Origin of the sequence: Luteitalea sp. TBR-22, assembly GCF_016865485.1 — a bacterium.
Classification (GTDB): domain Bacteria; phylum Acidobacteriota; class Vicinamibacteria; order Vicinamibacterales; family Vicinamibacteraceae; genus Luteitalea.
The window spans coordinates 1,291,373-1,304,492 of the sequence record NZ_AP024452.1 but is presented as its reverse complement, the minus strand read 5'-3'; the positions used below and the strand labels follow the sequence as shown (position 1 = coordinate 1,304,492).

Sequence of the window (13,120 nt, the reverse complement as noted above, 5' to 3'; positions counted from 1 at the left end):
CCGTTCGCCCACGCTCGTGCTCGCCCACCCGCATCCGCCCGGGCGCAACGTGCGCGACCATCTCAGCGCTTCAATTCCTTGTAGGCCGCGGGGACGTTGATCTGTTTGTGGACCCATCCGTAGATCGCATAGCGTTCCGCGCCGCTGACGTCGACCCGCGCCACGGCCTGTTCGAGCGTGGCGCCGTTGGCAATGGCGACACGCGTCTGGTCGCGAAGGGCCGTCAGGTACTGGACATGCCAGTCGAGGTTGGCCTTCTTCATCGGCGCGCCGTGGCCGGGCACGATCGTCGCGTCGGCGGGGAGGAAGTCCCGGACGCGCGTCAACGTGTCCAGCGTGTCTTGCAGGTGGCCATCGAGCAGCCAGGGGATGGCGGGGCTCGCCGCGATGACCGGATTGCCGGCAAAGAGAACCTTCTCCTGCGGTAGCCAGACCCAGAGGTCGCCACCCGTTTGCGCGAAGCCAAAGTCGCGAATCTCGACCAGCTTGCCGCCGAGGTCCAGGCGCACGAGTCCGCTCTTGGGAACCAGGACGTCACCGGTGCGGGCTCGAGCGGTCTCGATACCGCGTCCCGGGCCGAACGCGCCAAGCATGAACTTCACGTCAGCATCGAAGTTGGCGTCCACGTAGGCCTTGGTCGCCTCGTGTTGAATCACGACCGTCGACTGCGGCACGAGCGCGTTTCCGTAGGAGTGATCGCCGTGGTAGCTCGTGTTCACGGCATAGGTGGGGACACCTCGCGTCAGCGCGCCCACCTCCTTGAGCACGATATCGGTGAGCCGCTGATTGAGCATCGTGTCGATCACCAGCGAAGCACGCGAGCCGACCACAATGCCACCGGTGGTCGCGAGCGGCACTCCCTTCGCCTCCAACTCCTTGGCGCCGGCTGCGACGAGGGCATACACGCCTGGTGCGACAGGCAGACGCTGAAGCTCGACCGTGTTCGGGTCCCACACAGGTTCCTGGGCGGCGGCCGGCCCTCCGACGCCGAGGGCGACGAGGACGACGGTGACGATGACGTTCTTCATGGGCTGTCACTCCTTTGCAGCGGAGACCCTCAGGACCGAGTCGCTCGAGGGGGCTGCCCATCAGAGGAAGCGCAAAGGTCTGGCCAACGCTCGTGCCCTGTCTTTTCAACAGCTTGCGAGCCGTCATGACAACAGGCGTCAATCATAATGATACGATTCGTTATCAAAATGATTGGTGGTGATTGGCCATGCGAGCATCCGATCTGGATCTACGGGAGCTGCTGTCGTTCGAGCCCACGGGCGGGATCATCCGGTTCGCAGACGAGCGGGTCCTCATCTTCGACGCCGTCGCGCTCGGGCTCCTGCGTCGCGAACTGATTCGCACGCTTGGGGCCACGGGGGCACGCGCGCTCCTGACACGCTTCGGGTACGCACACGGATGGCGGACCGCGGACACCATCCGGGAGGGATTTCCGTGGGACAGCGAGCACGACTGGCGGCGGGCGGGCGGCTGGCTCCACATGCTCAAGGGCTTTGTTCGGGCGGCGCCGTCTGAGCGGGTGCCAGACGCGGGCCCGAAGCCGCTCGCCGAGGCCGTGTGGCAGGACTCGTACGAGGCCGAGCAGCACCTGCTGCACCTCGGCCATGCCGAGGAACCCGTGTGTTGGACGCTGACGGGGTTTGCGAGTGGCTACCTCAGTCGCGCCTACGGCCAGGACGTGTACTGCCTGGAGGAACGCTGCCGCGGCAAGGGCGACGCCGTGTGTCAGCTCGTAGGACGCCCACTCGCCGAGTGGGGCGACAGCATCACGTCACACCTGCCGTTCTACCAGTTGGACAGCCTCGATGCCGTGCTCACGCGTGTCACCGAGGAACTCAAGGACACCGAGCGCCGGTTGTACGCTCGCCGCCACGCCATGGGGCCGCTGGCGCGCGACTCGGACCGGACGTCCGGGCTCGTAGCGCAGAGCGCCGAGATGCGCCGCGTGATCGACGTGGCGCGTCGCGTGGCCCAGGTCGATTCCACGGTGTTGATCACGGGTGAGAGCGGCGTCGGCAAGGAGCGCGTGGCCCGACTCCTCCATCACGAATCGGCCCGGGCCAGTGGGCCGTTCGTGGCCGTCAACTGTGCCGCCGTCCCGGAGGCGCTCCTCGAGTCGGAGCTCTTCGGGCACCGACGCGGCGCGTTCACCGGTGCCACCCAGGATCGCGTGGGGCTCTTCGAGGCCGCCGGTGGCGGCACGCTCCTGCTCGACGAGATTGGTGAGATACCTGCGGGCATGCAGGTGAAGCTGCTGCGTGCGCTGCAGGAGCGCGAGGTGCGGCGCGTCGGGGAGAACCGTGGCCGCCCCGTCGACCTGAGGATTCTGGCGGCCACCAACCGCGACCTGGCCGAGGACATCCAGGCCGGGCGGTTTCGACAGGATTTGTACTACCGGCTCCGAGTGGTCGAGATTCGCGTCCCGCCCTTGAGGGAACGGCGGGACGACATTCTGCCGCTCGCACGTGCCTTCCTGGTGACCCGCGCCGGGGGCGAGAGTCGGAAGGCCTTGTCGTTGACGCCGGCGGCCGCCCAGCGACTGACGCGATACCACTGGCCGGGCAACGTGCGCGAACTCGAGAACGCCGTCGAGCGAGCCTCGGTGTTTGCCACCAGGAGCCGCATTGACGTGGACGACCTACCCACGGAGATCAGCGTGGCGCGGCCCAGCGCGTTCGTGGCGGGCGACGCGCGTTCGCTGGCAGACGTCGAACGCGAGTACATCACCGGGGTGCTGCGCGCCGCCAACGGCAACCGTGCCCAGGCGGCCGCCACGCTCGGCATCGGTACGGCCACCCTGTACCGCAAGCTCAGGGCCTATGACGCAGCCGGGCCACGGATCCGGCCGTCCTCCACGAGCCGCGCGAACACCGAGGGGCGCTGACCGAAGCCAACGGCGACAGACGCGCAGGCGCTCTGGCAGGACCCGGACCGGCTCGAGATCCCGGCCCGGTCCATCGACGAACCGCGACTGCAGGTGATTGGCCGCATCGGCACCCGGATGTGGTCGGCCTTCACCACGACGCGTGCGGGTCGAGCGCGCATCATCTCCGTCAGAAGAGCACGCGAAGAAGAAGAAGAAGAAGAAGAAGCCTACCGCCAGGACTGAACCGCTGTCTGCTGCCCGGCTCGATGCCGTGCACGACGCAGGGGAGGACATGTCGGCGCACATGGACCTCAGCAAGGGCACTCGCCCCGGACGCGCGGTGCAGCGCGTGAACGTGGACATTCCAGTCGACCTGCTGCGCGAGATCGATCAGGAAGCGCGGCGATTGGGCGTCACGCGGCAGACCTTCATCAAGATCCGCCTCGCAGACGCGCTCGAGAAGGTGGGCCGGTGATTGGCTGAGCGTGGTCGCCTCGCGTGTCGGTCCGCTCCCGAGCTCCGATACCCCCCGTGGCCGACGAGACCCACCTCCGGGCCGGAAGCGGTTGAGCGGGCGGCCGCCCTCCGCGTACACTGTCGTGTCCGCCGATGCGCGGCTTGCCCCGAGTGAGCGCCAGTCCGGGCTTGCCCGGAGTGAGGGGAGGCGAAGGGCTTGCCCTGAGTGAGCCAAGCGAGTCGAAGGGAGAGATGGCCGAGTGGCTGAAGGCGCACGCTTGGAAAGCGTGTGTAGGGGAAACTCTACCGTGGGTTCGAATCCCACTCTCTCCGCCACTCCTCGCTACGCTCGTCGTGGCGGAGGAGTGGGATTCAGGCTGCGGGCCCTCGCCTTTGGCTCGGGCCCTTCAGCTCGAATCCCGGTGAGTCCTGCGGCGCGGGTCCTTCAGCTCCAATCCCGGTGAGTCCTGCGGCGCGGGCCCTTCAGCTCGAATCCCGGTGCCTCCTGCGGCTCGTGCCCGCGAGCTCGAATCCCCCACACACTCTCTCTGCGTTGTTGATTCGCTTGTCGCTCGGCGTCGGGGCGTCGCGTCGCTCGCCCCCAGCGTCGCGCACACCGCCTCGACCTCACCACTGCGCTGATCCTGACGCGCTCGTTCGAATCCCACACTCTCTCTGCGCTGGTGATTCGCTGGCCGGTCGGCTTCGGGGCGTCGCTTCGCTCGCCCTCAGCGGCTCGCGCACCGCCACGACTTCACCACTGCGCTGAACGGCCCCGAGCTGCGTCGCCGTCCGCCTGCGGCTCGTGCCCGCGAGCTCGACTCCCACCCTCTCTGCGCTGTTGCTCGATGGCATCGCCGCCTCGGGCTTCGCTTCGCTCGGCCCCAGCGTCCGGCACACCACGACAGCCATTCCCGGTTCGTGGCCGTCGACCCGGAGGTCGACGGTCAGTGATCCTCGCGACACCGACGTGGACGCCTCGCCGAGGCGCCCCTCTGGACCCGCGTGGCGAGCGGCCGAAGGCCCTAGCCCGAGAATCTCAGATTTCGAATTTCGAATTGCCATCGCGACCGCACGCCGCCACTCGGCGCACGGCACTACTCCGACCGGAGGCGACGCGGCTCGAGCCGCTCCCGCGCGTCCTGCTGGCGGAACGTGCGCGGGGCCATGCCGGTCGTCCGCTTGAACACCTTCGAGAAGCCGAACGCGTCCTGATACCCCACGGCCCGGGCCACCTGCTCCAGGTTCGTGTCGGTCTCCGACAGCAACTGCATGGCCTTCTGCATGCGCAAGGTGCGCAGGTGGCTGAGCGGGGTGTCGCCCAGCGCCGCACGAAAGCGCTCCGCCAGGGCGGTGCGCGACAGGCCGGCTCGCCGCGCCATGTCGTCAAGCGTCCAGGGGTGCGCGATGTCCTCGTGCAGGGCGGCCAGCACGGTGCGGATCTGCGGGTCGGCCACCGCCTGGCTCCAGCCGGGGTGCTCGGCCGCCTGCCGCTGCGTCAGGTCACGCAGGGCGTAGGTGAACACCGCGTCGAGCAGGCCGTGCACGATGGTGGACGTTCCCAGGTCACCACGACGGACCTCGGCGTCCAGCAGGCCGAGCGTCAGGGCCAACGGCCCCAGCCTGGGCACGGACTCCGCTGGCAACACGAACCACGGCGGCATCTCGCGCAAGAAGGGATGCAGCGGGTCGTTCCACAGCTGGTAGGCGCCGCTGATCACCTGGGCATCGTGGACCGCCGCGGGGTCGCGGCCGTCACGCGCGAAGATGCCCGGCGTGACCACCTCGGTTGGCGGTTCCGCGTGCAGGCTCAAGACGTGATGGCATCCGCGCGCCATCACCGCCACGTCGCCCGCCTGCAGCAGCAGCGGCTCGTGCAGGGTCGGCGCATGAATGAACAGCCGACCTGCCGTCACCGCATGGAGCCCGATGCTCTTGTCGCACGGAAAACGCAGCGACGCCGCTGGCGTGAGGGTGCGCAGGTCGAGGAGGCGACGGCGCACCCCCGCCTGCTGCAGCAGATCCGTGAGCAGATCCATGCGTCAATTCAACAACAATTCTGAACTCATGGACATGAAATTGTGTACGAGTTGCCATTCCACAGCAGTCATGACGGGCTGACACTGTCGCCATGGCAACTCACACGAACTCATCCTCTCCCATCGCACTCATCGTCGGCGCCCACGGCACCGTGGGTTCGGCCTTGAGCCCGCTGCTGACGGCCCGGGGCTACCGCGTTCGTCGCGCCACCAGTCGGGCACCGCACGCCGCTGACGAGGTGCACCTGAACCTGCTGACCGGCGAGGGCCTGTCCGACGCCCTGGCCGGCGTGGACCAGGCCTTCCTGATGGCGCCGCCGGGACACGTCAACCAGGACGTGCTGCTGGGACCCGCCATCGACGCCGCCCGCGCGCACGGGCTGCGGCGCGTCGTGCTGATGTCGGCCATGGGCGCCAATGCCGACGAACGGTCACCGTTGCGGCTGGCCGAGAAGCACCTGCAGGCCAGCGGGCTGGCGTGGAACGTGATTCGCCCCAACTGGTTCATGCAGAACTTCAACTCCTACTGGATCCAGGGCATCCGGGAGCAGGGGCAGATCTTCCTGCCGGTGGGCCAGGCAAGGGGCAGCTTCATCGATGCGCGCGACATCGCTGCAGTCGCGGCCGCGCTGCTGACCACCGACACGCACACCAATGCCGAGTTCGACCTGACCGGCGCCGAGGCGCTCGATCACGATCAGGTGGCCGCGATCCTGTCGCAGGCGACGGGGCGGACCATCGGCTACACCGAGGTGACACCCGAGGCCATGCGTCCGGGACTGCTGGCCGCAGGGCTGTCGCCCGAATACGCCGACCTACTGCTGCTGCTCCTGAGCTACTTCAAGGCCGGCTACGCGGAGCGGACCACCGATGCGGTGCAGCGCATCACCGGTCGCGCCCCCATCAGCTTCGACAAGTACGCGCACGACTACCGCGAGGCGTGGGCCTGACGCCCTGGGCCCGCCCGCACGCGACCGCAGCGCGTCACATGCCGTCGAGACGACCGCCGTCGTTCCAGTTGCCGAACATCTGCCCCTGCGCGGTCCGCGGCACGAGGTTGGCCAGGCGCGTCACGAACTCCTCGGGGCGACTGCGCGCCTCCTGCACGTAGCCGGCACGCACGCGCTGATACAACGGCGGAAAGCTCGTGAAGGTGGCCCACGTGGCCGCGTCCTGAAGGCTGAACCGTTCGTTCGCCTAGAATCGAGCGAATGCACGCCTGGTCCGTCGGGGACCACCTGACCCATCGCTTCAATGCCGAACTCGGCACCGGACACGTCACCGCCATCGAGGGACGCGTGCTGGTCGTCCATTTTCCGGAGGGCAGGACGACGCTCCGACTGGCCGCACACAGCGACGCGCTGGTGCCCGAGGCGGCGCCGGTCGCCGTGCGCGATCGCACGCCGCTCGAGCGACTCCTGGCCGGCGACGTCGACGAGACCGAGGACGTGCTGACGCGGCTCGACGTGCTGCACCTGCTCGCGACGCGCGAGGCCGGCGGCCTCGGGTCGTTCCTCGGCGGTCGCGTGCGCCTGTTCCCGCACCAGTTGCACGTCGCCGAGCGCGCCACGGCGCGGCTGCCGGTGCGCTGGCTGCTGGCCGACGAGGTCGGGCTCGGCAAGACCATCGAGGCGGCGCTGATCATGAACCGCCTGTTGCACACGCAGCGGATCGAGCGCTGCCTGGTCGTGGCGCCCGAGGCGCTCACCGTGCAATGGCTCGGCGAGTTGTGGCGCAAGTACCACCAGGTGTTCACGCTGCTCGATGCGGCGCGCCTGGCCGACGTCGCCCGCGACTTCGGCGCCAGCTTCAACCCCTTCGACGTCCATCGCCGCGCGGTGATCGCCCTCGAGCTGCTGGCCGACCGCCCCGACCTGGCCCGGCAGGCGGCCAGCGCCGGCATCGACCTGCTGGTGGTCGACGAGGCCCAGCGCCTGCGACGACCACCCGGCCATCCCGGCGAGCCGGCGTATCGGGCGGTGGCGCCCATCGCCGCCCTCGGCCGCCATGTGCTCCTGCTCAGCGCCACGCCGCTCGAAGACGACGCGCACGGGTTCTTCCGGCTGCTGCAGTTGCTGCGCCCCGACGAGTTCCCCGAGCCGCTCGACGTGGACGCGCGCCTGGCGTCGGGCACGCCGCTGCCGCCCTGCACCAGCGCGACGCGACGCGTCGATATCGGCGGCCTGCCGCCCCGCGCCCCACGCCCGATCGACGTGCCGGCCTGGTGGCTCCCGACCGCCACCCTCACCGCCGACGCCGGGCGCGATGCCCTGGCCCGCAAGCGCGCCCTCGACCGCGTCCGACGCTCGCTGGCCTCCGGCGCCGCCCTGAAGGCCGCACTCGCCCCGACCGACTCGGCCCTCCGCGAACAGGCCGATGCCGGCGACCGCGTGGATCCGCGACTCGCCTGGCTGGTGTCGCAGGCCACCGCCTGGCGCGACGCACGCCAGAAGACGCTCGTGTTCGTCGCCCACCGCGAGTCGCTCGACATGCTGCGCGACGCGTGCAGCGCCCGCGCCGCCCTGGCCACCGGCCTGTTCCACGAAGACCTCTCCGCGGCCCGCCGCGATCTCGAGGTCGCCCGCTTCCGGGCAGAGGATGGCCCGAGCCTGTTGATCTCGACCGAGGCCGGCGGCGAGGGCCGCAACTTCGAGTTCTGCGATCGTCTCGTCCTCTACGACCTGCCCTGGAAGCCGTCGACCGTCGAGCAGCGCATCGGCAGGCTCGATCGCATCGGCAGGCGGATCCCCGTGGAGATCGTCTACTTCCGGCCCGATGCCGGCATCGGCGCCAGCGTCGTGCGTCTCTACGAACGCCTCGGCCTGTTCCGCGAGCCGATTGCCGGCGTCGAGCCGCAACTGGCGCACGTGGAAGCCGCGCTCGACGCCCTGGCGCTCGCGCCTGACGCGATGCTGACCGATGTCGACGTCGACAGGCTGCTGGCCGAGGCGCAGGCGGCACGCACGCGCGTGCACGACGCCGTGTACCGGCAGATGCATCGCGATCCGTTCCGCGCCGAGCTGGCGCCGGCGCTGCTCGCCCGTGTGCCTCACGATCTCGACGCGCTGATGGAGCAGGTGGTCGTCAACGCGGCGTCGCGGCTCGGCTTCCGCGTCGAACACGCCCGCGGCCGGCGCGCGTACGTGATCGAGTTCGGCAACGAGGCGCTCGTCGACAGCCTGCCGGGCGTGCCCGGCGGCTCGACCTTCATCGGCACCTTCGATCGCGAATCCGCCGTGCAGGACGAGACGCGCGACTTCTTCGCCTCCGGCCATGCCCTCGTGGAAGGCGTGCTCGCCCACTTCGAGGAGGACCCGAAGGGTCGCGTCGGTCGCCTCGAGGTGCAGGTGCCGGGGCCGCACGGCCCCGGGCTGGTGGCAATCTACAAGGACGGCCCGCACTTCGAGGTCGTCGCCCTCGACGCCGACGGGCGACCGCGCCCCGAATGGGCCGACGCGTTCGCGCGCCGGCCGCTCGCCGCGCGCCGCATGTCGGCTGGCGAGGTGGCCGCGCACGACTGGCCGCGGCTGCTCGCGCGCCTCGCCCCGCGCCTCGGCGACCGACGCCCCCACATGCTCGCGGCCATCATCAACACGCCCGCCTGATCCCGAGGAGCCCGACATGCCTCCATCGCCCGACACGTTCGCGTTCGATCGTCGCATCACCCTCGACGATGCCCGGCGCCTGCTCGCACGGACGCCATGGGTGCTCGATGCGCTCCTGCGCGACCTGCCGGACGACCTGGTCCACGCCACCGAAGGCGCGGGCACGTGGTCACCGCACGACGTGGTGGCGCACCTGTCGCACGGCGAGCGCACCGACTGGATGCCGCGCGTGCACCACCTGCTCACGCACGGGGCGGCGCTGCCGTTCAGGCCCTTCGACATGCGGGGCCACGAGGAGGCTCGTGGACGATCGATGACCGACCTGCTCGACGAGTTCGCCTCGCTGCGCACGGGCAGCCTCGACGACCTGGCCGCGCTCGGCGTGTCGGACGCCGACCTGGACAAGCCCGGCCTGCACCCCGCGCTCGGACCCGTGACGCTCGGCCAGCTCATCGCGACGTGGGTGACGCACGACCTCGACCACGTGATGCAGATCAGCCGCGTGCTCGGCCGCCAGTACTCGGCCGCCGTCGGCCCATGGCAGCAGTACCTCCGCATCGCCAGGGCACCGTGACGCCTCGGCCTTCGTGCTTCGGCCTTGGTCCTTTCCGACGTGGTCCTTCCTTGCCCCTGAGCCTTGAGCCCTGAGCCCTCGACCAGGCCCGGCCCTTTCCGTGCATGTCCCCATGCCCGCTCAGGTGACGCCGCCCGTCGAACCGATGCTCGCCAAGGTCGCCGCCGCCATTCCCGACGGAGACGGCTGGGCCTACGAGCCGAAGTGGGACGGCTTCCGCGCCATCGCCTTCCGCGACGAGGGCACGGTCTTCCTGCAGAGCCGCGACCTGAAGCCGCTGGACCGCTACTTCCCCGAGGTGCACGACGCACTCGTGCGCGGGCTGCCTGACGGCTGCGTCGTCGACGGCGAGATCGTGATCGCGACACCGTCGGGCCTGGACTTCGACGCGCTCCAGATGCGACTGCACCCGGCGGCCTCGCGTGTCGAGCGCCTGGCGCGCGAGACGCCCGCCTCGTTCGTGGCCTTCGACCTGCTCGCCGAGGCCGGCGACGACCTGCGCAGCGCGCCGACCTCCACCCGGCGTGCGCGCCTCGAGCGGCTCGCGGCGACCTTCGTGCCGCCGCTGCACCTCACGCCCCACACGCACGAGCACGCGACGGCGGTGGACTGGCTGGCCCGCTTCGAAGGCGCAGGCCTGGACGGCGTGATCGCCCGCCGCCTCGACGCCCCTTACAGCGCCGGCGCGCGCACCATGATCAAGATCAAGCATGTGCGGACTGCCGACTGCGTGGTCGCGGGCTTCCGCTGGCACAAGGCCGGGCCCGGCGAGCTCGTGGGCTCGCTGCTGCTCGGCCTGTTCGACGAGGCAGGCACGCTGCAGCACGTCGGCGTGACGTCGGCCTTCACGATGGCCGTGCGCCGGCAACTGGCCGCCGACCTCGCCCCGCTGCGCGTGGGCGCCCTCGACGACCATCCGTGGCGCCACTGGGCCACCGCCGCTTCCGGCTCGTCGCGCATGCCCGGCGCGAGCAGCCGGTGGAGCGCCGGCAAGGACCTGTCGTGGGAGCCGCTCCGCCCGGAGCGCGTGTGCGAGGTGGCGTACGACCACCTGCAGGGCGACCGCTTCCGGCATGCCGCCACCTTCCGTCGCTGGCGGCCCGACAAGCCGCCCGCGGCGTGCCGTTACGACCAGCTCGAGGTCACGACGCCGTACGAGCTGGCGCGCGTCTTCACTGCCCGCGGCCGCTGACGTCCTTGCGCCGGCGCGACGGCGCGACGCGCGGCGGCTCGCTGCGCTGCTTCTTGTAGTGCGGCGGCCAGGGCGCGTCGCCCAGGCCCTCGCGCTCGTCGCGGTCGGCCAGGGCGAGCGCCGCATCGAGCGCGCACGGCGCCTCGTCCATCGCCGCGTGCGGGTCGCCGACGGCGGCCAGGCGCGCCGGCGCGGTCAGGATGGTGAAGGCCGCCGGGTCGCAGTCGGGCACCTCGCTCCAGTCGAGCGGCATCGAGACCCGCGCATCGGCCGTCGGTCGCACCGACCAGGCGGCGGCGATGGTGCGGTCCTTGGCGTTCTGGTTGTAGTCCAGGAACACGCCGTGACGTTCTTCCTTCCACCACTTGCTCGTCGCCAGTGCAGGCACCCGACGCTCGACATCCCGGGCGATGGCCAGGGCCGCGCGGCGCACCTGGTCGAACGTCCACCGCCGATGGAGGCGCACGTAGACGTGGAGGCCACGGGATCCCGAGGTCTTCGGCCAGCCGATCAAGCCGAGATCACCGAGTGAGGCGCGTACCACCTCTGCCACGTCGCGCACCTGCGCCCACGACACGCCCGGCACCGGGTCGAGGTCCACGCGCAGTTCGTCGGGATGGTCGAGATCGTCGGCGCGCACCGGGTGCGGATGCAGTTCGAGACACCCGAGGTTGGCCATCCACGCCAGCGTCGCCGGCTCGCGCGGCACGACCTCCTCGGCCGTGCGGCCGGACGGAAAGGCGAGGGTGACCGTGTCCACCCAGGCCGGTCGCCCCGCCGGCGCGCGCTTCTGGAAGAAGGCCTCGCCGCCGACACCGTCCGGATGTCGCTTGAGCACGACGGGCCGGCCGCGGACCCCACGGAGTGCGGCGTCGGCCACGGTGACGTAGTAGCGCACGAGATCCAGCTTGGTGACGCCTGAGTCCGGGAAGAACACCTTGTCCGGATGGGTCACGGTGACCTCGCGCCCACCGACGGCCATCGTGACGTCGTGAGCCTGCGCGTCGTCGCTGCCGGGCATGGCGTTCAGGCGGCCAGGGTCCGCGTTCGCGCCACCGATGGCGGCGGCGGAGGCCCGACGTCCGACTGTGGACGCACGCCGGGACCGCGCTCCCCCACCTCGTCGTCATTGCGCGCCGACGGCAACGCGAACACGACCAGCAGCGTGAGCAGGATGATGAGGCCGAGCGTGAGCCAGACCCAGCGCGGGGTGCTGGAGGCCGGGAACGAGTGGGTGGAGGACATGGGCACGGCTCCTCGCGCGGTGTGCGCTTCCAGGAGCCGTGCAAGCCCGAGACCAGCCTACTTGTTCAGGTGGACGCTGAAGGCCGAGCGCTTCTCGGTCGGCTCCTTCTCGAGACCGAGCTGCAGCAGGACGGGGTTGGGCCGCCCGAAGAACGCCAGCGGCGTGAGCACGGGGTTGTTCGACATCGTCCGGGTCACGTTGGCCCACCACATGCTCACCGCGATGGACTCGGTGAGGTTCTGCACGCCGTGCCAGACCCAGGGCGGATTCCACAGGACGTCGCCGGGCTCGAGCACAGTCTCGTAGCGATCGACGTAGCGATAGAGCGGCGCCTCGTCGTAGTTCGGATTGCGGAAGTCGATGCGCGACTGCCAGTTCAGGCCCTTGGACAGGCTCGGGTACATGAACGGCGTGAACTTCGGCGCGACCAGCACCCAGCGCTTGCGGCCGTACGCCTGCAGGTACAGGTTCATCACCGGCGCGCAGTGGAACGACGTCGAGGTGAGCGGCCCGCCGACGTACATCTTCGCGAGGATGTTGCGCTGCCACGGCAGCCGCATCGTGGTGTTGCCGTAGTCGCGGACGAAGTTCCAGTCGATGTCGTCGCGCATGTCGGCGTACTTGTCGAGCAGCTCCATGAAGGAGCCGTACCAGCCGCTGCCGCTCCGCGCCCCGGCGAGCAGGTCCTTGACCTTCATGCCGCGTTCGGCGGCCTCGACCACGTCGGTGCCGGGCCTGGCCTGCACCTTCCAGTTGTGGCCGTCGAGGACGTCGATGTCGTCCTGGCCACACCGCTCGAGCAGGTACTCGAACGACCACTTCTTTACGGCCGGCCACTCGCTCGCGATGCCCTCGAGCACGACGGGCTTGCCCGTGAGGAAGTACTCGCGGCGGAACTGTTCCGGTGAGAGGCCTCGCCGGCGCTCCACCTGAAGCTCACGCCCGAGCGGCCGCCCCTGCATCCTGGCGACCATCTTGTCCTGCCACGACTTGCGCTCACCGGTGCGATTGAGTCCGAGCTTGCGACCCAGCACCCAGTCGGTGGCAAAGGTGGTGTTGAAGGCGTAGCGGTCGAGCGTGTCGACCCCCGCGTCCATGTCCATGGGCCCTCCTGTACGGTTGGGCCGGGATCA

General features: G+C 70.1%; 12 protein-coding genes, 1 tRNA gene and 1 pseudogene. 8 read left to right on the top strand and 6 right to left on the bottom strand.

The genetic code is table 11. The features are described from left to right. Window positions 1-62: 62 nt before the first annotated feature. Complete coding sequence (locus TBR22_RS05335) at window positions 63-1,028, bottom strand: MBL fold metallo-hydrolase (RefSeq protein ID WP_239491925.1); 966 nt, start codon at window positions 1,026-1,028, stop codon at window positions 63-65. Between the two features lie 188 nt (window positions 1,029-1,216). On the opposite strand from TBR22_RS05335, the gene TBR22_RS05330 reads away from it, so the two are divergent. The 4 genes and pseudogenes from TBR22_RS05330 to TBR22_RS05320 all read left to right on the top strand — a co-directional run bounded on the left by TBR22_RS05330 (window position 1,217) and on the right by TBR22_RS05320 (window position 3,667). Continuing rightward, window positions 1,217-2,893 (top strand): sigma-54-dependent Fis family transcriptional regulator, encoded by a 1,677-nt coding sequence (locus tag TBR22_RS05330; RefSeq protein WP_239491924.1) that lies wholly within the window; start codon window positions 1,217-1,219, stop codon window positions 2,891-2,893. A gap of 21 nt (window positions 2,894-2,914) precedes the next feature. Next, window positions 2,915-3,118 (top strand): annotated as a pseudogene (locus TBR22_RS26885) (BrnT family toxin); the annotation flags it as partial. Beyond that, a complete protein-coding gene (gene brnA, locus TBR22_RS05325) occupies window positions 3,036-3,350 on the top strand; it encodes a type II toxin-antitoxin system BrnA family antitoxin (RefSeq protein WP_239491923.1) in 315 nt (104 codons plus the stop codon). The pseudogene TBR22_RS26885 and the gene brnA, both read left to right, overlap by 83 nt. Window positions 3,351-3,577: 227 nt before the next feature. Beyond that, window positions 3,578-3,667, top strand: a tRNA-Ser gene (locus TBR22_RS05320). A gap of 761 nt (window positions 3,668-4,428) precedes the next feature. On the opposite strand, the gene TBR22_RS05315 is transcribed toward TBR22_RS05320, so the two are convergent. Beyond that, window positions 4,429-5,370 carry an AraC family transcriptional regulator gene (locus tag TBR22_RS05315; protein WP_239491922.1) on the bottom strand — a complete coding sequence of 314 codons (942 nt, stop codon included), beginning with the start codon at window positions 5,368-5,370 and terminating at the stop codon, window positions 4,429-4,431. A 92-nt stretch (window positions 5,371-5,462) separates the two neighbouring features. Here TBR22_RS05315 and TBR22_RS05310 point away from each other — a divergent pair, with 92 nt between their 5' ends. After that, a complete protein-coding gene (locus TBR22_RS05310; RefSeq protein WP_239491921.1) occupies window positions 5,463-6,320 on the top strand; it encodes an NAD(P)H-binding protein in 858 nt (285 codons plus the stop codon). 34 nt (window positions 6,321-6,354) lie between these two features. Here TBR22_RS05310 and TBR22_RS05305 read toward each other — a convergent pair whose 3' ends face one another. Next, complete coding sequence (locus TBR22_RS05305; RefSeq protein ID WP_239491920.1) at window positions 6,355-6,492, bottom strand: hypothetical protein; 138 nt, start codon at window positions 6,490-6,492, stop codon at window positions 6,355-6,357. Window positions 6,493-6,581: 89 nt separating this feature from the next. Between TBR22_RS05305 and TBR22_RS05300 the strand changes: the two genes are divergently transcribed. From TBR22_RS05300 to TBR22_RS05290, 3 genes are all read left to right on the top strand, one after another. Beyond that, a complete protein-coding gene (locus TBR22_RS05300; protein ID WP_239491919.1) occupies window positions 6,582-8,975 on the top strand; it encodes a helicase-related protein in 2,394 nt (797 codons plus the stop codon). 16 nt (window positions 8,976-8,991) lie between these two features. Then, complete coding sequence (locus TBR22_RS05295) at window positions 8,992-9,549, top strand: DinB family protein (protein ID WP_239491918.1); 558 nt, start codon at window positions 8,992-8,994, stop codon at window positions 9,547-9,549. A gap of 112 nt (window positions 9,550-9,661) precedes the next feature. Then, a complete protein-coding gene (locus TBR22_RS05290) occupies window positions 9,662-10,741 on the top strand; it encodes an ATP-dependent DNA ligase (RefSeq protein ID WP_239491917.1) in 1,080 nt (359 codons plus the stop codon). Here TBR22_RS05290 and ligD read toward each other — a convergent pair. The 3 genes from ligD to TBR22_RS05275 are packed head-to-tail and all read right to left on the bottom strand — an operon-like array spanning window position 10,722 to window position 13,090. Further along, window positions 10,722-11,762, bottom strand: coding sequence for a non-homologous end-joining DNA ligase (gene ligD / locus TBR22_RS05285; protein ID WP_239491916.1), 1,041 nt, complete (start codon window positions 11,760-11,762; stop codon window positions 10,722-10,724). The two genes, TBR22_RS05290 and ligD, sit on opposite strands and share 20 nt — an antisense overlap. Window positions 11,763-11,767: 5 nt before the next feature. Beyond that, window positions 11,768-11,986, bottom strand: coding sequence for a hypothetical protein (locus tag TBR22_RS05280; RefSeq protein ID WP_239491915.1), 219 nt, complete (start codon window positions 11,984-11,986; stop codon window positions 11,768-11,770). Between the two features lie 57 nt (window positions 11,987-12,043). Then, a complete protein-coding gene (locus TBR22_RS05275; RefSeq protein ID WP_239491914.1) occupies window positions 12,044-13,090 on the bottom strand; it encodes a cupin-like domain-containing protein in 1,047 nt (348 codons plus the stop codon). Window positions 13,091-13,120: the final 30 nt, after the last annotated feature.

Coding starts and splice junctions, on each gene's coding strand:
- TBR22_RS05335 (WP_239491925.1), bottom strand. CDS start 1,028: ATGAAGAACGTCATCGTCACCGTCGTCCTCGTCGCCCTCGGCGTCGGA.
- ligD (WP_239491916.1), bottom strand. CDS start 11,762: ATGCCCGGCAGCGACGACGCGCAGGCTCACGACGTCACGATGGCCGTC.
- TBR22_RS05280 (WP_239491915.1), bottom strand. CDS start 11,986: ATGTCCTCCACCCACTCGTTCCCGGCCTCCAGCACCCCGCGCTGGGTC.
- TBR22_RS05295 (WP_239491918.1), top strand. CDS start 8,992: ATGCCTCCATCGCCCGACACGTTCGCGTTCGATCGTCGCATCACCCTC.
- TBR22_RS05290 (WP_239491917.1), top strand. CDS start 9,662: ATGCCCGCTCAGGTGACGCCGCCCGTCGAACCGATGCTCGCCAAGGTC.
- TBR22_RS05300 (WP_239491919.1), top strand. CDS start 6,582: ATGCACGCCTGGTCCGTCGGGGACCACCTGACCCATCGCTTCAATGCC.
- TBR22_RS05275 (WP_239491914.1), bottom strand. CDS start 13,090: ATGGACATGGACGCGGGGGTCGACACGCTCGACCGCTACGCCTTCAAC.
- TBR22_RS05315 (WP_239491922.1), bottom strand. CDS start 5,370: ATGGATCTGCTCACGGATCTGCTGCAGCAGGCGGGGGTGCGCCGTCGC.
- TBR22_RS05310 (WP_239491921.1), top strand. CDS start 5,463: ATGGCAACTCACACGAACTCATCCTCTCCCATCGCACTCATCGTCGGC.
- TBR22_RS05330 (WP_239491924.1), top strand. CDS start 1,217: ATGCGAGCATCCGATCTGGATCTACGGGAGCTGCTGTCGTTCGAGCCC.